The following is a 16,763-nucleotide window of genomic DNA, read 5'->3' as shown; positions in this document are numbered from 1 at the left end:
TCGTAGTCTTCAGTCTGGCAGGCATGGCGGCCTCACTTCTTGAGCGACATCAACCAGGCCATCACATCGGCCTTCTCGCCCGCACTGCATTCACGGCCGACCACGTCATTGCAGTTGCGCCGGAACCACTTCTCGACCTTTGCCGGGTCGGTGAAGCGATCCGGGTTGAAGCCGGGTGCGAGGGCGCCTATGGTCTTGCCGGTGGCTGCATGCTTGCCGGACTGGGTGGGCGGCGCCCCGTGGCAGGAGGCGCAGCTCCAGTCGCGGCCGTGCCGGGTGGTGAAGAACTGTTCTCCGCGCGTGGCTGCCGCCGGCCCGCCGGCTTGCGCCGCGTACGCGGCGGTGAGCTCCGCCGGGGTGGTGGCGTTGGCGGCGGGCAGCGCGAAGGCCGCCAAACACGCCAACAGGATCGAGGTGGGTTTCATCGGCAACTCCTTGTGGCGCCGATGATGGAAAGCCCCGCTTAGGGTTTTCTTAAGCCGCCTACCACTGCCCGGTCTCCACCCGGATCGCGACTTCGCAGTCCTCGAAGATCTCCAGCTTCACGATGCGCACGCGCACCCCGAGCACCCCCGGCAACTGCATCAGGCGGTGCGCCAGCTTGCCAATCAGCGTCTCCAGCAGGTTCACGTGCACCGCCGTGCATTCCTCGATGATGATGCGCCGCACCTTGCGGTAGTCCAGCACATGGGTGATGTCGTCGTCGCTGGGCAGCAGGGGCTGCGTGCCGAGATTCAGTTCGGCATCCACGCGGATCGGTTGCGGCGCGCTTTTCTCGTGGTCGAGGATGCCGAGGCTGGCGTCGAAGCGCAGACCTTCAAGGGTGAGGATCTGGGTGCCGGCCTTGCTCATGGGAGGAGAGAAAAATCGCGATCGAACTTCATCAGGTGCTGGCCGCCGTCGACCAGCAGCGTCGTGCCGGTGATCGAAGCGTTCTCCAGCGCGAAGCGCACGGCCGATGCGACGTCTTCCGGCGTAGACGAGCGGCCCAGCGGAGACAGCTTGTGCAGTTGCTCGAAGCGCTCCTGTGACAGGAGATGGCTGGTGAGCGTGAGGCCGGGCGCGACGCCCACCACGCGCAGCTCCGGAGCCAGCGCCTGCGCCAGCAGTGTGGTCGCTGCTTCGAGCGCGGCCTTCGACAGCGTGTAGCTGAAGAAGTCGGGATTCGGATTCCAGAGCTTCTGGTCCAGCAGGTTGACCACGGCGCCCTGCGCTACGCGCTGCTTCAGGTGCGTGGCCAGCAACTGCGCCAGCAGCACGGGCGCCGCCGTGTTGGAGGCCAGGTGCGCGGCCATCGACGCGAAAGTGAAGGTCTGCGCGCTGTCGTGCTCGAAGCGGGATGCGTTGTTGACCACCGCATCCAGCCCGCCGAAGCGGTCCAGCACCTCCTGCATCAGGCCGCGCACCTGGGCCTCGTCGCTCAGTTCGGCCTGGAAGACTTCGGCCGCGGCATGTAAACCGCACTCTGCCGCGGTCTGGCGCGCCTCCACCTCCGAGCCGCGGAAGTGCACGGCCACCTGCCAGCCGGCTCGCGCCAGCTCGAGTGCGACGGCGCGGCCCAGCCGCCGGGCGGCGCCGGTGACGAGCACGGTGCGCACGGGGGCGAGGCTCATTCGCGGACAATCGGGCAGTGGACCAAGATGCAGCCAGTGTAACGAGCGCAGTGCGCAAACTCATCGGGGAGCAGGTGGCGCGCAACGGCGGCTGGCTGCCCTTCGACCGCTACATGGCGCTGGCCTTGTATGCACCGGGCCTGGGCTACTACGCCAACGCGTCCCGCAAGTTCGGCACCATGCCGGGCTCCGGCAGTGACTTCGCCACCGCGCCGGAGATGAGCCCGCTGTTTGGCCGCATGCTCGCGGTGCAGGTGCAGGAGGCACTGGAACACACCGGCACGCACGAGGTGTGGGAGTTCGGTGCCGGCTCCGGGGCCCTGGCCGTCGAACTCCTGCAGGCACTGGGCGACCGCGTGCGCCGCTACACGATCGTCGAGCTCTCGGCGCACCTGCGCGCGCGGCAACAGCAAGTGCTGGCCGCGTTTGCGCCGCGCGTCACCTGGGCCGATCAACTGCCAGAAAAGATCGAGGGCGTGGTGGTCGGCAACGAGGTGCTGGATGCGATGCCGGTCAAGCTGCTGGCGCGTCGCAACAACGCGTGGCACGAGCGCGGTGTCGCGCTCCGGGAGGGGCGACTGGCCTGGTCGGAAGTGCCGACGCACCTGCGCCCTCCGGTCGTCCCGGGCGGCACCGGCGACTACGTGACCGAAGTGCACCACCAGGCCGAGGCTTTCATGCGCACGCTGGCCGAGCGGTTGGTCCGGGGAGCGGCCTTCTTCATCGACTACGGCTTTCCCGAAGCCGAGTACTACCACCCCCAGCGCAGCATGGGAACGGTGATGTGCCACCGCGGCCACCTGGCCGACCCGGATCCGCTGGACGCCCCGGGGGAGAAGGACATCAGCGCGCACGTCAACTTCACCGGCATCGCCGTCGCCGCGCAGGACGCCGGGCTGCCCACGCTGGGGTATGCCTCGCAGGGCCGCTTCCTCGTGAACTGCGGCATCGGCGAGGCGATGGCCGCCGCCTCCGTGCAGGACCAGGTGGCCGCCCAGCGCCTGATCGCGGACCACGAAATGGGCGAACTGTTCAAGGTGATCGGCTTCCAGCGCGGCGCGTTCTGGGAGGCGACGGGCTTTCGCACCGGGGACCGCACCCACACGCTTTAGGCCGACTTCGGTCATGTTTTGTCCGAAGATCAATCTTGTGCGGCTAAAGTCACGGTCCTAGCATCCGAACCAACCCGGCGCACAGACACCGGGGCCAGGAGACAACAGCGTGATCCGCTGGGACCGGCTTTCGCCCGCAGAGATGGACGTGCTCCAGGCCGTGTTCTGGTCGGTGGGCAGCTCGCGCCATGCCCTGGCCGGTCGCCTCGACTGCTCCAAGAGCAAGGCCAACGCGCTCGCCGCCGGCCTGATCGAGCAAGGCCTGCTGGAAGAGACCGGCCTGCAGGTCTCCTCCGGCGGCCGCCGTCCCGAGACGCTGCAGCTTGCCCGGGGCCTGGGCGTGGTGATCGGGGTCGACCTCGGCGCCACCAGCCTCGATGTCGCCGTGATGAAGCCGGACCTGACGGTGGTGGCGCGCGCTTCCGAAGACGCCGACGTCCGGGCCGGCCCCGGCGTGGTGCTGGCGCGGGTGCGCGACCTCATGCGCGAATTGCTGGCGCGCTGCGGCGTCCCCGCCAAGAGCGTGATCGGCGTGGGCATGGGCGTGCCGGGGCCGGTGGACTTCGCCAGCGCGCAGCTGGTGAATCCACCGCTGATGCCGGAGTGGGACAGCTTCTCCATCCGCGACTACCTGGGCGAGGCCTTCACCGCGCCGGTGTTCGTGGACAACGACGTCAACCTGATGGCGCTGGGCGAGTTGTGGCGGCTGCAGCGCGGCCTGCAGAACTTCATGGTGATCAAGGTCGGCACCGGCATCGGCTGCGGCATCGTCTGCCACGGCGAGGTCTATCGCGGCGCCAACGGCTCCGCGGGCGATGTCGGCCACATCTGCGTGGACCAGGGCGGCCCGCGCTGCCACTGCGGCAACATGGGTTGCGTGGAGGCGATGGCGGCCGCGCCCGCGATCACGCGGCTGGCGACCGAGGCGGCGCAGGCTGGCGAGAGCCGCGTGCTGGCGGATTGCCTGAGCGCCAACGGCAAGCTCACCGCCGTCGACGTGGGGCAGGCCAGCCGCAATGGCGACGCGGCGGCCAACGCCATCATCCAGCGCGCCGGCAGCCTGATCGGCCAGATGCTGGCGTCGGTGGTGAACTTCTTCAACCCCTCGCACGTGTTCATCGGCGGCGGCGTCACGCAGATCGGTCCGCTGTTCCTGGCCTCCGTGCGCCAGAGCGTGTACCACCGCTCGCTGGCGCTGTCGACGCGCCACCTCGAGATCCAGTACACGCCGCTCGGCGCGCAGGCCGGGCTGGTGGGCGCGGGCGCGCTGGCGATGCAGGAGTCGCTGCGCCTGCATGGGGGGCGGGGATGAGCCGCCGGGCCGCCCCAAGGCGAATGCCGCAGCGCGTAGCGCGGAGGCTAGTCGAATGAGCCTGAGGGTCGAATTCCGCGACATCGCCCGCAGCTTCGGCCCGGTGCAGGTGCTGCACGGCGTGAGCTTCACGCTCGAGCCGGGCCGCGTGTACGGACTGCTCGGCGAGAACGGCGCGGGCAAGTCCACGCTGATGAAGATCCTGGCCGGCTACCTGGAGCCCACCAGCGGCGAGATCGTGGTCGACGGCCAGCCGCGGCACTTTCGCAATTCGCGCGACGCGGAGGCGGCGGGCATCGTCCTGATCCACCAGGAGTTCAACCTGGCGGAAGACCTGACGATCGCGCAGAACATCTTCCTCGGCCACGAAAAGACGCGTGGCTGGGTGCTGGACGACACCGCGATGCGCGCGGCCACGGTGGATGTGCTGCGGCAGGTCGGCCTGCAGGCGAGCCCGGACACGCGCCTGCGGCAGTTGATCGTCGCGGAGAAGCAGCTGGTCGAGATCGCCAAGGCACTGGCGCGCAAGGCGCGCCTGCTGATCATGGACGAACCCACGGCCACGCTCACGCCCGGCGAGACGCAGAGGCTGTTCGCGCTGATGGCGCAGCTCAAGGCCGACGGCGTCACGCTGGTGTACATCTCGCACAAGCTCGACGAAGTGGAGCGCGTCACCGACGAGGTGATCGTGATGCGCGACGGCCAGTTCGTCACGCGCCAGCCGACTTCCCAGCTCACGCGCCACGACATGGCCAACCTGATGGTCGGCCGCGAGCTGTCCGACCTGTTCCCGCCCAAGCGACCGGCCCCGGACGCGCCACCGGTGCTGCAGGTGCGCGGCTTCAGCGTACCGGGCTGGGCGGACGACGTGAGCTTCGAGGCGCGGCCGGGAGAGATCCTGGGCTTCGCCGGCCTCGTCGGCGCAGGGCGCACCGAGATGTTCGAAGGCTTGCTGGGCCTGCGGCGCTCGAGCGCGGGCGAGGTGCGCGTCGCCGGCAAGCCGGTGCACCTGCGCTCGCCCCGCGACGCCGCCGACGAGGGCATCACGTACCTGAGCGAGGACCGCAAGGGCAAGGGCCTGCTGGTGAACTTCGGCCTGCGCGAGAACCTGACGCTGATGAACCTGCGCGAGTACGCGCGTCCGTGGCTGGCGCCGGCGCGCGAAGAAGAGGCGCTGGCCGGCGCGGTGCAGGACTTCGGCATCCGCACCGGCGACTTGCGCCAGCGCGCCTCGGCGCTGTCCGGCGGCAACCAGCAGAAGCTGGCGCTGGCCAAGGTGCTGCAGCCGCGGCCGCGCGTGGTGGTGCTGGACGAGCCGACGCGCGGGGTCGATGTGGGCGCCAAGCGCGACATCTATTTCCTGGTCCAGAAGCTGGCCGCCGGAGGCCAGGCGGTGATCGTGATTTCTTCCGAGCTGGTCGAGCTGATCGGCCTGTGCCACCGCGTCGCCGTCATGCGCAGCGGCCGCCTCACGGCGACGCTGCAGGACGCGCACCTGACCGAAGAGGAGCTGATCGCCCATGCCACCGGAAACCGCTGAATCGCGCGGCGCGCGCGCCGCCGAACTCTGGGGCAGGCTGCACGGCTTCGGGCCGGTGGTGGGCCTCGTGCTGCTGTGCATCGCTGCCACCTTGTTGAACGGCGAGTTCGCGACGGTCGACAACGGGCTGAACGTGCTGACCCGCACCGCCTTCATCGGCATCATCGCGGTGGGCATGTGCTTCGTCATCATCAGCGGCGGCATCGACCTCTCGGTCGGCTCGATGGCGGCCTTGATCGCCGGCTGCATGATCCTGGTGATGAACAAGGCAGCGGCCACTGTCGGTTCGCCGGTGCTGGTGGTCGCGCTGGGCATGGGGCTGGCGCTGGTGCTCGGCGCCGCGTTCGGCCTGGCGCACGGGCTGCTGATCACGAAGGGCCGCATCGAGCCCTTCATCGTGACGCTCGGCACGCTGGGCATCTTCCGCGCCTACCTGACCTACTTCGCCGACGGCGGCGCGATCACGCTGGACAACGCGCTGGCCGACGTCTACAGCCCGGTCTATTACGGCAGCCTGCTCGGCGTGCCTTTCCCGGTGTGGGTGTTCGCGGTGGTGGCGCTCACGGGAGGCTTCATCCTCAACCGCACCGCCTTCGGCCGCTACGTGCAGGCGATCGGCTCCAACGAGCAGGTGGCGCGCTACGCCGCCGTCTCCGTGGACAAGGTGAAGATCCTCACGTACATGCTGCTCGGGCTGTGCGTCGGCATCGCCACGATGCTGTATGTGCCGCGCCTCGGCTCCGCCTCGCCCACCACCGGCCTGTTGTGGGAGCTGGAGGCGATCGCCGCCGTCATCGTGGGCGGCACGGCGCTCAAGGGCGGCGCGGGCAGCATCACCGGCACGGTCATCGGCGCGATCCTGCTTTCGGTCATCAGCAACATCCTCAACCTCACCAGCATCATCAGCGTGCACCTGAACGCCGCGGTGCAGGGTTTCGTCATCATCGTCGTGGCTTTCCTGCAGCGGGGCCGGCGATGAAGCAGTTCCTTTCCTCACCGCTGATCTTTCCACTGGAGACAACATGAAGCATTTCACCCGACGGCTCGCCCTCACGGCGGCCACCCTCGCGCTGGCATCCGCCGCCGTCCCCGCGCTGGCGCAGGCCAAGAAGGAAGTCCTGGGCGTGTCCATGCCCGCCGCCACGCACAGCTTCATGGCTGGCGCCGTGTACTGGGCCGGCGAGGCCAAGAAGGACCTGGAAAAGGCCAACCCCGGCATCCAGGTGATCGTGAAGACCGCCGCCAATGCGTCCGAGCAGGCCAACCAGCTGCAGGACCTGGTGACGGTCAACAAGATCACCTCGCTGGTCGTGTTTCCGTTCGAATCGGCCGCGCTCACCAAGCCGGTTGCCCAGGTCAAGGCCAAGGGCGTCTATGTGACCGTGGTCGACCGCGGCCTCACCGACACGAGCGCGCAGGACGCGTACGTCTCCGGCGACAACACCGCCTTCGGCAGGATCCCGGCGGAGTACATCGCCAAGGCGCTGAACGGCAAGGGCAACATCGTCGCGCTGCGCGGCATCCCGACCACGATCGACAACGAGCGCATGGATGCCTTCAACGCCGTGATGAAGAAGCATCCCGGCATCAAGGTGCTGGACGCCAAGCACGGCAACTGGAACCGCGACGACGCCTTCAAGGTGACGCAGGACTACCTGACGCGCTTCAAGCAGATCGACGCCGTCTGGGCGGCCGACGACGACATGGCGGTGGGCGTGCTCAAGGCGATCGAGCAGGCCAAGCGCAAGGACATCAAGCTGGTGTTCGGCGGCGCCGGCGCCAAGGGCGCGATCAAGACGCTGATGGACGGCAGCGATCCGCTGATCCAGGCCAACGTGTCGTACTCGCCCAAGTTCATGTACGACGCCATCAAGATGACCGGCGAGGCGCGCCTGAAGGGCGAGAAGCTGAAGGCGACCAACATCGTGCCGTCGGTGCTGATCACGAAGGCGAACGCGAAGGACTTCTACTTCCCGAACTCGCCGTTCTGACCATGGCCCGCCCCGTCACGCTGTTCACCGGCCAGTGGGCGGACCTGCCCCTGGCCGAACTCGCGCCGCTCGCGAAGAGCATGGGCTACGACGGCCTGGAGCTGGCTTGCTGGGGCGACCACTTCAACGTGCAGGAGGCTCTGAAGAGCGACGCCTACCTGCGCGACAAGTGGGCCTTGCTCAAGTCGCACGGCCTGACATCGCTGGCGATCGGCAACCACCTGGTCGGACAGGCCGTGTGCGACCTGATCGACGCGCGCCACAAGTCCATCCTGCCCGCGCACGTGTGGGGCGACGGCGATCCGGAAGGCGTGCGCCAGCGCGCCGCGAAGGAGCTGGCCGACACGGCGCGCGCGGCCAGGAAGTTCGGCGTCAAGACCGTCACCGGTTTCACCGGTTCGTCGATCTGGCACGCCACCTATGCGTTCCCGCCGACGACGCAGGAATTTTGGGATGCCGGCTTTGCCGATTTCGGCAAGCGGTTCACGCCCATCCTCGACGCCTTCGAGAAGGAAGACATCAACTTCGCGCTGGAGGTGCACCCGACCGAGATCGCTTTCGACATCGCATCGACGCAGCGCGCGATCGCGGCGGTGCAAGGCCACAAGCGCTTCGGCTTCAACTTCGACCCCAGCCACCTGGCGTACCAGGGCGTCGACTACGTCAAGTTCATCCGGACCTTCCCGGACCGCATCTACAACGCCCACATGAAGGACGTGTGGTGGGGCAAGGGCGACGGCACCGTCGGCGTGTTCGGCGGCCACACGAGTTTCGGCGATGCGCGCCGGAACTGGGACTTCCGCAGCGTCGGCCGCGGCATGGTCGATTTCGAATCCATCATCGTCGCCCTCAACGACATCGGGTATGCGGGACCGCTGTCGGTGGAATGGGAAGACAGCCGCATGGACCGCGTGCATGGCGCCACCGAAAGCGCCGCCTTCTGCCGGCGCCTGGACTTCAAGCCTGCCGTCGGCGCGTTCGATGCGGCGTTCGGCCGGGAGAACCGATGAGCGATGCCGTGCGCAAGCTGCGCTATGCCATGGTCGGAGGCGGCGAGGGCGCCTTCATCGGCGCGGTGCATCGCAAGGCGATGGCGCTGGACGGGCAGTACGAGCTGGTGGCCGGGGCGCTGTCGTCGACGCCGGACAAGGCGCGCGCTTCCGGCCGCGCGCTCGGGCTTGCGGCGGAGCGCGTTCATCCGGACTGGCACGCGCTGCTGGCAGACGAGTTGCGGCGCGACAGCGCCACCCGTGTCGACGTGGTGGTGATCGTCACGCCCAACCATGTCCACTTTCCCGTCGCGAAGGCGTTCGTGGACGCGGGCTTCCACGTCGTCTGCGACAAGCCGCTGGTGCACACCAGTGCGCAGGCTGCCGAACTGGTGGCGGCGGTGAAGGCCCGCGGCACCGTCTTCGGCGTCACCTACAACTACAGCGGATATCCGCTCGTTCGCCAGGCCCGCGAGATGGTGCGCGCCGGTGAACTGGGCGAACTGCGCAAGGTCGTCGTCGAATACAACCAGGGCTGGCTGGCCACGCGCGTGGAAGCCGGCGGCAACAAGCAGGCCGTGTGGCGCAACGACCCGGCGCAGAGCGGCGGCGCCGGGGCCATCGGCGACATCGGATCGCACGCCGAGAACCTGGTGTCCACCGTCACGGGCCTGGAACTGGAAAGCCTCTGCGCCGACCTCGGTTCGCTGGTCCCGGGCCGGGTGCTGGACGACGATGCCAACCTGCTGCTGCGCTTTCGCGGCGGCGCCCGCGGCGTGATGGTGGCCTCGCAGGTCAATACCGGCATCGAGAACGGCTTTCGGCTGCGGGTGTCGGGAACGCTGGGCACGATCGAGTGGTGGCAGGAGGAGCCGAACCGGCTGACGCACTTCCCGCACGACGGCCCACCGCGGCTGCTGACGCGGGGTTCGCCCTGGCTGCACGAAGCGGCGCTGCGCGCGGGCCGCATTCCGCCGGGCCACCCCGAGGGCTTCATCGAGGCCTTCGCGAACATCTACCTCGGCGTCGCTGCGGCGATCCGCGCGCACGGTGCCGGCCGTGCGGCGGATCCGCTGGACGCGGATTACCCCGATGTGGAAGCCGGCGCGCGCGGCGTGCGGTTCATCGAAGCCGTTCTGGCATCGGCCCGCAGCGACGAGAAGTGGACGCGCATCCCGTAGGCCGGCGGTGAGCCCGCAGGCGAACCCCGGTGATCGGTTCGTGAAATCACCGGGGTTCGCCTGCGGGCTCACCGCCGGCCTACACTGTCGCCATGTTCCGCTGGATGATCGTCGTCTTTCTTGCGCTGGTGCTGATCAGCTGGTTCGCACCCGCGCTGCAGAAATTCGGCTTCGGCCGGCTGCCCGGCGACCTGCGCTTCAAGCTGTTCGGCCGGGAGATGTTCCTGCCGTTCACCTCCACCATCCTGCTGAGCCTGCTGGCCGCGGGCATCGCGAAATTCATCTGAATCCATGAAGGCGTGCATCGACATCGGCGGCACCAAGGTCGCCGTCAGCCTGAACACGGGGGCGGGGCTCGATCTGGTCGCCCGGCGCAGCGAACCGACCGCCAAGACCGGCGCCAACGATGCGCTCGCGCGGCAGGTGATCCGCATGGTCGACGAAGCCTGCGCGGAACTGGGCGTGGATCCTTCCCGCGTGCAGCGCGCCGGCGTCTCGTCGGCTGGCCCCTTCGTGCTGCGCGCCGGAATGGTGGAGCTCGCCAGCCCCAACATCTGCGGCGGCCTGGCCGGGCCGGCGCGGGGCCTGCCCAACGACTGGATGACGGCAACGCTCGAAGCGCCGCTGCGCGGCCGTTTCGGCGAAGTGCGCGTCGAGAACGACTGCATCGGTGCGCTGGAAGCCGAGCGCCGCTGGGGCGCGCTTCAGGGTTACGAACATTGCGGCTATGTCACCTGGAGCACCGGCGTCGGCATGGGGTTCTGCGTCGATGGCCGCGTGCTGCGCGGCAAGAACGGCAACGCCGGACACGGCGGCCACATGTTCGTGAGCGACAACGACGACGCGCTGTGCGGCTGCGGCAACATCGGCGACCTCGAGGCGCTGGTCGCCGGCAACGCCGTGACGAGGCGCTTCGGCGCGGACGCGGCGGTGCTGCTGCAGCACGCGCGTGCCGGCGACGCCGAGGCGATCCGCAAGGTGGACGAGCTTTGTCGCGTGATGGGCCGCGCGCTCTACAACGTGGTCGTGGTGCTCGACCTGCAGCGCATCAGCCTGGGCGGCAGCGTCTTCACCAACAACGTGGACTACCTGCTGCCCCGCCTGCAGGCGCAGGTGCAGGGCAAGCTGCCCGCGCTCACCGCCGGTTGCGAGCTGGTGCCGGCGGGACTCGCCGAACGCGTGGGCGACTACGCCGCCCTCGCGCTGATCACCTAGTTCCGGGGTCCGCGACGTTCAGCGGGTGCCGGCTTCGTTGGGGTTGTGAATGATCCAGATCAAGTTGCCCGCGCCGTACTGAAAGCCGGAGGGTCCGGCAAAAATCAGGCGTCCCTGGCCCTTGTAGACCAGCTCGTGGCGGTGGCGATCGCTGCCGTAGTAGAAAGGAATCCAGGCCTTTCCGGATGCGTACACGCCATGGTCGGTGGGCTGGCCGATGAGATCGGTCACCTGCTTCATGGGCATGCCGATTTCCAGCCGGGTGAAGCGGCTGTTGGCGGCCGGCCTGCCGGTGATCTCGCCTTCCCAGCCGTCCCGTCCCTTCACCTTGCGCCCATCGCCGGCCGCAACCTTGGACGAATCGACCACTTCGCCGCGCGCGTTCACGCCGCCGCTGGGGGCGGGGGCCCTGGCTGCGGGGGCGGGTGCAGGTGCAGCCGCGGGTGCAGGAGCCGGAGCAGGGGCCGGGGCCGGGGCGGGGCTGCCGGTGATTTCCCTGACCTGGGCGCAGCCGGCTCCAAGGACGGCCGAGGCGCACAGCGCGGACAGGATGGCTAAAGACGTGGCGTTCTTCATGGCATCTCCTGAGGATCGTTTTTGGAAGGCATGGATTGTGAGGCAATTTCCAGCCCTGCATCCACGGCGCCAATCCGCGCTTGCTGGATCAGTTCAGCGATCTTCGGGCCGCTCGCCTGCTCCTGCATCGCCTGCGCTGCTATTGTCTTTGTAGCAACGGACTGGGCCAGGGACAAGGCCGCAAGCAGGCGTGGGCGTTGCGGGTAGGGCTGCTCCTGCAGGCCGAGGCGGCCCCTCGCATCGCACTCGCAGGCCAGCAGCGCCAGCTCGAACCGCTGCGGCTTGCGAAAGGCGTCGCAGCGCTCCAGCAGCCGCACGATGGCGGCAGCGCCGAACTCGCCGCTGCGGTGGATGTTGCCGTGCTCGCGCGCCACCACGTCGGCCAGTTCGCGGCAGTCGTTGGGCACGCGCAGCCGGTTGCACACGGTCTGCAGCAGCCGGGCGCTGCGCTGCTCGTGTCCGATGTGCTTGGGCAGCATCTCGGCGGGCGTGGTCCCCTTGCCCAGGTCGTGGGTGAGGCAGGCAAAACGCACCTGCAACGGCGCATCGAGCCGCGCGCTCATGTCCAGCACCATCATGTTGTGCACCCCGGTGTCCACTTCCGGGTGGTAATCGGCCCGCTGGGGGACACCCCACAAGCGGTCTACCTCCGGCAGCACGCGCGCCAGCGCGCCGCAGGCGCGCAGCACCTCGAACATGCGCGAAGGCCTGGCTTCCATCAGTCCGCGGGCGAGCTCCTGCCACACCCGCTCCGGCACCAGATGGTCCGCCTCGCCGTCTTCCACCATCTCGCGCATCAGCTGCAGCGTTTCCGGCGCCACCTCGAAGTCGGTGAAGCGGGCGGCGAAACGCGCCACGCGCAGGATGCGCACCGGGTCCTCGCGGAACGCTTCGGTCACGTGCCGCAGCACGCGCGCGCGCAGGTCGCGCTGGCCGCCATGCGGGTCGATCAGCGCGCCGTCGCCGGCCTGGGCGATGGCGTTGATGGTGAGGTCACGGCGGCCCAGGTCCTGCTCCAGCGTGACTTCCGGCGCGGCGTGGAAGGCGAAGCCGTGGTAGCCGCGGCCGGTCTTGCGCTCGGTGCGCGCGAGCGCATATTCCTCGCGCGTTTCCGGGTGCAGGAAGACGGGGAAGTCCCTGCCGACCGGCAGGTAGCCGGCCGCGATCATCTGTTCGGGCGTGGCGCCGACGACCACCCAGTCCTGGTCCTGGACCGGCAACCCCAGCAAGGCGTCCCGCACCGCCCCGCCCACGCGGAAAGTTCGCATGGGCGCAGTGTACCGAGGCGCGGTTCGACTACCTCGACGTGCGGTACGGCTCGTCCATCGCCACGAAGTCGTGTTCGACCAGCGCGTCGTCGATCCACGCTTTCACGCCCGGCAGCGCGCACACGCGGCGGATGTAGTCGGTGACCGCGCCCGGCACCGGCAGGCCGTAGTTCCGGATGCGCATGCACACCGGCGCATAGAAAGCGTCGGCGATCGTGAACTCGCCGAACAGCATCGGGCCGCCGTGCTCCTGCAGCAGCCCGGTCCACATCTCGCCGATGCGCTGCACGTCGCTGCGCACGCCGGCCTGGTCACGCCACACCACCGCGCCCACCTGCGGCAGCGACGCCTCGATGTTCATCGGGCAGTGGCTGCGCAATGCACCGAAGCCCGAGTGCATCTCCGCCACCACGCTGCGCGCGCGAGCCCGCGCCCTGGCGTCGCGCGGCCAGAGCTGGCGGTCGGGAAACTTCTCCGCGGCGTATTCCGCGATCGCCAGGCTGTCCCAGATGGCGAGGCCGTCGTCCACCAGCACCGGCACGCGGCCTGCGGGGCTGACCTTGAGCACCTCGTTCTTGAAGCGCGAGTCGCCCTCGAAGGAGTCGAAGCGCACCATGCGCTCCTCGAACGGGATGCCGGCCTGCTTGAGCAGGACCCACGGCCGCATGGACCACGACGAGTAGTTCTTGTTGCCGATGTACAGGGTGAGCATCGCGTCCTCCGCGGTTGGAATGGCGGGATGCTAGCGGGACCGCGCCGGACATTGATGCAAAAAGCGGCCCGGATTGATGTTCAGTCCGATTTCCGTGGCGGCACGTCGCGCCGCAGCCCCAGGCGTCGCATGGGGCCGATCAGGTTGAGGATGCCCAGCACCAGCAGGGTGGCGACGACGGCCGTGACTTCGCGGCCCAGGCCCGCGGCCATGCCGATGGCCGAAGTCATCCAGATCCCCGCCGCGGTGGTGAGGCCGCGCACGTGTTCCTCGGTGGGCAGCTTCAGGATGCTGCCGGCGCACAGGAAGCCGACACCTGCCAGCAGCCCCTGGAGCACGCGGCTCAACCCCTCGGCGTCCATCCCGGCTTGCAGCGGCACGAACACCACCAGCGCCGAACCCGCGGCCACGAGCATGTGGGTTCGGATGCCGGCCTCCTTGCCGGAGCGCTCCCGTTGCAGCCCGAGCAGGCCGCCCAGCAACGCCGCCAGCCCGAGGCGCACCACCAGCCGCGTCAGCTGCTCCACGTCGTCGAGGCCGGCGAACTCCTCGGCGATCGTGTTCCGGATGGTGTCCCAGGTGCCCATCCGCACAATCTATCAGGGCAACTCGGAGTTAGGGACGGGTTGTGACGAATCGCGCGGCCCGATGACGCCCAGCCGCGCCTTCAGGGACTGCGGCTGGCCCGTGAACATCGCGGCGTAGAGCGTGGCGTTGGACACCACCTTCTTCACGTAGTCCCGGGTTTCGGTGAAGGGGATCGTCTCGGCCCAGGCCGCGCCTTCCACCGTCGCGCCATTGCGCCAGGCGCGCGGGCGGCTGGGGCCGGCGTTGTACGCGGCGGCGGCCAGCGGCATCGAGCCCCCGAAGTCGTCGAGCACCAGCTTCAAGTAGCCGGTGCCGATGGCGATGTTCGTCTCGCGGTCGGTGAGCTGGTCCACCCTGAACCCGCTCAGGCCGATCCGGTTGGCCGTCCAGCGCGCGGTGGCGGGCATCACCTGCATCAGGCCCGAGGCGCCCACGCTGGAACGCGCGTCCATGACGAAGCGGCTTTCCTGGCGGATCAACCCGTAGACATAGGCGGGGTCCAGGCCGATCTCGCGGCTGCGACGCAGCACCGATTCGCGGAACGGCGTGGGAAACCGCTGTTCGAAGTCGAATTCCGTGCGCGTTCGTTCGCTGGTGTTGATGCAGCGGTCCCATACCTCGCGCTCGCAGGCGAACTGCGCCGCCGCCAGCAGTTCGCGGTCGGGCAGCAGGCCCCCGCGGTGCAGGTTGGTGGTGTAGTTCCACTCGCGACTGCCTTCGGCGCGCAGGCCGATCGAGATGGCGAGCAACGCGCGGTTCAGGCCGGGGTCCTGGCGCGCCGCTTTCATTTCTTCCTCCGTCAGCGGCGACGGCCTCGGGGGAACCGTGACCTTCAGGCCCAGGTCGTCCAGCGCGAGTTGCTCGTAGAAGCCGCGCGGCGACGCAATGGACTCCAGCAGCTTCTGCGCCTCGGCCCGCTGCCCTTCGGACTGGCCGATGCCCAGCAGCGCGCGGGCCTTCCAGTACACCCAGGCCGGCTCGGCCTGCGCTGCGTCGCTCATCCCGTTGACGGCTTCGAGGATGTTGCCCCAGTCGATGCCGCGCGGCGCGCGCAAGGCGGCGCGCACTTTCCACGCGAGGAGCTCGTCGCTCAGGTGCTTGTCCCGCTCCACCTTGGAGAAGTAGGCGTTGGCCTCCGGGTTCAGCCGCTGCGCCGCCTGCCGGCCCACCACGGCCCAGATCCAGTCCCGCTCCTCCGGGTGCACCTGGGGTCCCCATTTGTTTTCGAGCTGCAGCGCGGCGTTTTCGGAGTCGGTCGTCGCCAGCTTGATGAGGGCCAGGCCGACCATCTCGCGGCGCACGCGTGACGCCGCCACGACGCGGCTGGTGAGGAACTTGGTCGGGCTGGCATTCAACTCCGCCAGCATCGGCAAGGCGTCGGGGTGGGCGATTTCCAATGCGGCGGCGGCCGCCTTCGGGCGATTGGCCTCGATCGACTGGCGCGCCTTGCGCCAGGCGTCCGCCGGCGTCATCCGCCGGGGACCGGTGGAAGTGGCGATCAGCGCGGCGGCGGCCGCCGTGCAGCCTTCGTCCGCGTCCCGCAGGCCGAACCAGTTGCGGCGCACTTCGTCGGCGATGGCGCCACCGCTGGCCGGCCCCTCCTGCACGAACTTGGCCAGCAAGGCGTAGCACCGCACCTCGCGGTCGTCATTCATCCTGTACTTCGGGTATTCCTGCCCGAACAGGTCCCAGCGGCGCTGCTGGCCCAGCATGAGCAGCCAGTCGTTGCGCAGCCGGTCTTCCTGGTAGGTTCCGGCGAAGCGCGCCAGGAACTGCCGGACCTCCTCGGGCGTGGCCGTATCGAGGCGGGCGCGCAGTTCCCAGTAGGCCGCCCAGGGCTCCAGCGCATGGCCCTGCGCCTGCGGCAGCAATTGGGCAAGGCGGGCCTTGTTGCCCTGGCCGAAGGCTTGCGCCATCTCCAGCAGCACGGTGTTCTGCGGCTGAGCCTGGACACAACCCGCAAGGGTGATCGCCAGGGATGCCAGAATCGTTCTCAACTTCATCGGGAAATTATGGACAGTTCGGATCAAAAAAAGCTGGTGCGCAAAAAGCTGATCGAGCAGCGGCTGGCCATGCCGGACCGTCACCACCGCGCCGAGAAGCTGCAGCAGGTGATGCGGATCTGGCTGGTGGGCCGCCCCGACACCGTGATCGGGGCGTACTGGCCGATCAAGGGCGAATTCGACCCGCTGCCGGCGCTGCATCGCTGGAAGGAAGATGGCGAGCTGCTGGACGAGCCGCAGCTGCGTCGCATCGGCCTGCCGGTGGTGGACAAGCTCCATCGGACCCTGAAGTTCCACGCGTGGTTCCCGGGGTGCCCGATGGAGGAGGACGCCTACGGTATCCCAAAACCGAAGGACACGGAGGTCGTGGTGCCAACCTTGCTGTTCGTTCCGTGCGTCGGCTACGGCGTCGGCGGCTACCGGTTGGGCTATGGCGGCGGCTTCTACGACCGCACGCTGGCCCAGTTGCGGCCGAAGCCGTACACCGTGGGCCTCGGTTTCGCGGCCGGGTTCCTGCCGAACATGGAGCCGGAGCCGCACGACGTGGCGCTGAATGCCATCCTGAACGAGATGGGCGCGGTGTGGCCGATGGAACTGGACGAGGATTGAAAGCGGACAGCCGGACGCAGAAGGCGCAGAAGTTACGCAGAAGTCGCAGAAGGA

At 68.7% G+C, this 16,763-nt stretch carries 18 protein-coding genes; 10 read left to right on the top strand and 8 right to left on the bottom strand.

Annotation, left to right across the window (positions count from 1 at the left end; translation table 11 throughout):
- Positions 1-32 precede the first annotated feature (32 nt).
- Genes WG902_RS16075 through WG902_RS16065 form a run of 3 tightly spaced genes read right to left on the bottom strand, consistent with a single transcriptional unit; the run spans position 33 to position 1,613 of the window.
- Complete coding sequence (locus WG902_RS16075) at positions 33-425, bottom strand: DUF1924 domain-containing protein (RefSeq protein WP_340061144.1); 393 nt, start codon at positions 423-425, stop codon at positions 33-35.
- A 58-nt stretch (positions 426-483) separates the two neighbouring features.
- Entirely contained in the window at positions 484-852 is a 369-nt protein-coding gene (locus tag WG902_RS16070; RefSeq protein ID WP_332825126.1) for a dihydroneopterin aldolase, read from the bottom strand.
- On the bottom strand, positions 849-1,613 hold the full coding sequence (locus tag WG902_RS16065) for an SDR family oxidoreductase (RefSeq protein ID WP_340061143.1): 765 nt from the start codon (positions 1,611-1,613) through the stop codon (positions 849-851). The genes WG902_RS16070 and WG902_RS16065 overlap by 4 nt, the downstream gene beginning before the upstream one ends.
- A 50-nt stretch (positions 1,614-1,663) precedes the next feature.
- Here WG902_RS16065 and WG902_RS16060 point away from each other — a divergent pair, with 50 nt between their 5' ends.
- The 9 genes from WG902_RS16060 (at position 1,664) to WG902_RS16020 (ending at position 10,953) form a co-directional block, all read left to right on the top strand.
- Entirely contained in the window at positions 1,664-2,725 is a 1,062-nt protein-coding gene (locus tag WG902_RS16060; protein WP_340061142.1) for a class I SAM-dependent methyltransferase, read from the top strand.
- Between the two features lie 142 nt (positions 2,726-2,867).
- On the top strand, positions 2,868-4,037 hold the full coding sequence (locus WG902_RS16055; protein WP_340061296.1) for an ROK family protein: 1,170 nt from the start codon (positions 2,868-2,870) through the stop codon (positions 4,035-4,037).
- A gap of 55 nt (positions 4,038-4,092) precedes the next feature.
- Positions 4,093-5,577, top strand: a complete 1,485-nt coding sequence (locus WG902_RS16050; protein ID WP_340061141.1) for a sugar ABC transporter ATP-binding protein — start codon at positions 4,093-4,095, stop codon at positions 5,575-5,577.
- Positions 5,558-6,556 (top strand): ABC transporter permease, encoded by a 999-nt coding sequence (locus tag WG902_RS16045; RefSeq protein WP_340061140.1) that lies wholly within the window; start codon positions 5,558-5,560, stop codon positions 6,554-6,556. The genes WG902_RS16050 and WG902_RS16045 overlap by 20 nt, the downstream gene beginning before the upstream one ends.
- A 43-nt stretch (positions 6,557-6,599) precedes the next feature.
- On the top strand, positions 6,600-7,568 hold the full coding sequence (locus WG902_RS16040) for a substrate-binding domain-containing protein (protein WP_340061139.1): 969 nt from the start codon (positions 6,600-6,602) through the stop codon (positions 7,566-7,568).
- Between the two features lie 2 nt (positions 7,569-7,570).
- The gene (locus tag WG902_RS16035; protein WP_340061138.1) at positions 7,571-8,578 is read left to right on the top strand and encodes a sugar phosphate isomerase/epimerase family protein; all 1,008 of its coding nucleotides are present in this window, start codon (positions 7,571-7,573) and stop codon (positions 8,576-8,578) included.
- Positions 8,575-9,738 carry a Gfo/Idh/MocA family protein gene (locus WG902_RS16030; RefSeq protein ID WP_340061137.1) on the top strand — a complete coding sequence of 388 codons (1,164 nt, stop codon included), beginning with the start codon at positions 8,575-8,577 and terminating at the stop codon, positions 9,736-9,738. Before WG902_RS16035 ends, WG902_RS16030 begins: the two co-directional genes overlap by 4 nt.
- A 92-nt stretch (positions 9,739-9,830) precedes the next feature.
- Entirely contained in the window at positions 9,831-10,025 is a 195-nt protein-coding gene (locus WG902_RS16025; RefSeq protein ID WP_340061136.1) for a DUF2905 domain-containing protein, read from the top strand.
- 4 nt (positions 10,026-10,029) lie between these two features.
- Positions 10,030-10,953, top strand: coding sequence for an ROK family protein (locus WG902_RS16020; protein ID WP_340061135.1), 924 nt, complete (start codon positions 10,030-10,032; stop codon positions 10,951-10,953).
- A gap of 18 nt (positions 10,954-10,971) precedes the next feature.
- Here WG902_RS16020 and WG902_RS16015 read toward each other — a convergent pair whose 3' ends face one another.
- The 5 genes from WG902_RS16015 to WG902_RS15995 form a co-directional block, all read right to left on the bottom strand.
- Complete coding sequence (locus WG902_RS16015) at positions 10,972-11,529, bottom strand: hypothetical protein (RefSeq protein WP_340061134.1); 558 nt, start codon at positions 11,527-11,529, stop codon at positions 10,972-10,974.
- A complete protein-coding gene (locus tag WG902_RS16010) occupies positions 11,526-12,797 on the bottom strand; it encodes a multifunctional CCA addition/repair protein (protein WP_340061133.1) in 1,272 nt (423 codons plus the stop codon). The genes WG902_RS16015 and WG902_RS16010 overlap by 4 nt, the downstream gene beginning before the upstream one ends.
- A gap of 28 nt (positions 12,798-12,825) precedes the next feature.
- Entirely contained in the window at positions 12,826-13,509 is a 684-nt protein-coding gene (locus tag WG902_RS16005) for a glutathione S-transferase family protein (protein ID WP_340061132.1), read from the bottom strand.
- An 80-nt stretch (positions 13,510-13,589) separates the two neighbouring features.
- Entirely contained in the window at positions 13,590-14,096 is a 507-nt protein-coding gene (locus tag WG902_RS16000; RefSeq protein WP_340061131.1) for an MgtC/SapB family protein, read from the bottom strand.
- Positions 14,097-14,108: 12 nt separating this feature from the next.
- Positions 14,109-16,100 carry a lytic transglycosylase domain-containing protein gene (locus WG902_RS15995; RefSeq protein WP_340061130.1) on the bottom strand — a complete coding sequence of 664 codons (1,992 nt, stop codon included), beginning with the start codon at positions 16,098-16,100 and terminating at the stop codon, positions 14,109-14,111.
- Between the two features lie 9 nt (positions 16,101-16,109).
- Here WG902_RS15995 and WG902_RS15990 point away from each other — a divergent pair, with 9 nt between their 5' ends.
- Entirely contained in the window at positions 16,110-16,709 is a 600-nt protein-coding gene (locus tag WG902_RS15990) for a 5-formyltetrahydrofolate cyclo-ligase (protein ID WP_340061129.1), read from the top strand.
- Positions 16,710-16,763: the final 54 nt, after the last annotated feature.

The organism is Ramlibacter sp. PS3R-8 (assembly GCF_037572435.1).
GTDB lineage: Bacteria > Pseudomonadota > Gammaproteobacteria > Burkholderiales > Burkholderiaceae_C > Ramlibacter.
The sequence above is the reverse complement of the archived record's forward strand: the minus strand, read 5'-3'. Positions and strand labels throughout refer to the sequence as shown.

Excerpts from the sequence above, each read along its gene's own strand:
- WG902_RS16015 (WP_340061134.1), bottom strand. The coding sequence starts at position 11,529 with ATGAAGAACGCCACGTCTTTAGCCATCCTGTCCGCGCTGTGCGCCTCG.
- WG902_RS16075 (WP_340061144.1), bottom strand. The coding sequence starts at position 425 with ATGAAACCCACCTCGATCCTGTTGGCGTGTTTGGCGGCCTTCGCGCTG.
- WG902_RS16025 (WP_340061136.1), top strand. The coding sequence starts at position 9,831 with ATGTTCCGCTGGATGATCGTCGTCTTTCTTGCGCTGGTGCTGATCAGC.
- WG902_RS15995 (WP_340061130.1), bottom strand. The coding sequence starts at position 16,100 with ATGAAGTTGAGAACGATTCTGGCATCCCTGGCGATCACCCTTGCGGGT.
- WG902_RS16035 (WP_340061138.1), top strand. The coding sequence starts at position 7,571 with ATGGCCCGCCCCGTCACGCTGTTCACCGGCCAGTGGGCGGACCTGCCC.
- WG902_RS16020 (WP_340061135.1), top strand. The coding sequence starts at position 10,030 with ATGAAGGCGTGCATCGACATCGGCGGCACCAAGGTCGCCGTCAGCCTG.
- WG902_RS16050 (WP_340061141.1), top strand. The coding sequence starts at position 4,093 with ATGAGCCTGAGGGTCGAATTCCGCGACATCGCCCGCAGCTTCGGCCCG.
- WG902_RS16040 (WP_340061139.1), top strand. The coding sequence starts at position 6,600 with ATGAAGCATTTCACCCGACGGCTCGCCCTCACGGCGGCCACCCTCGCG.
- WG902_RS16005 (WP_340061132.1), bottom strand. The coding sequence starts at position 13,509 with ATGCTCACCCTGTACATCGGCAACAAGAACTACTCGTCGTGGTCCATG.
- WG902_RS16045 (WP_340061140.1), top strand. The coding sequence starts at position 5,558 with ATGCCACCGGAAACCGCTGAATCGCGCGGCGCGCGCGCCGCCGAACTC.
- WG902_RS16055 (WP_340061296.1), top strand. The coding sequence starts at position 2,868 with ATGGACGTGCTCCAGGCCGTGTTCTGGTCGGTGGGCAGCTCGCGCCAT.
- WG902_RS16065 (WP_340061143.1), bottom strand. The coding sequence starts at position 1,613 with ATGAGCCTCGCCCCCGTGCGCACCGTGCTCGTCACCGGCGCCGCCCGG.
- WG902_RS16070 (WP_332825126.1), bottom strand. The coding sequence starts at position 852 with ATGAGCAAGGCCGGCACCCAGATCCTCACCCTTGAAGGTCTGCGCTTC.
- WG902_RS16030 (WP_340061137.1), top strand. The coding sequence starts at position 8,575 with ATGAGCGATGCCGTGCGCAAGCTGCGCTATGCCATGGTCGGAGGCGGC.
- WG902_RS16000 (WP_340061131.1), bottom strand. The coding sequence starts at position 14,096 with ATGGGCACCTGGGACACCATCCGGAACACGATCGCCGAGGAGTTCGCC.
- WG902_RS16010 (WP_340061133.1), bottom strand. The coding sequence starts at position 12,797 with ATGCGAACTTTCCGCGTGGGCGGGGCGGTGCGGGACGCCTTGCTGGGG.
- WG902_RS15990 (WP_340061129.1), top strand. The coding sequence starts at position 16,110 with ATGGACAGTTCGGATCAAAAAAAGCTGGTGCGCAAAAAGCTGATCGAG.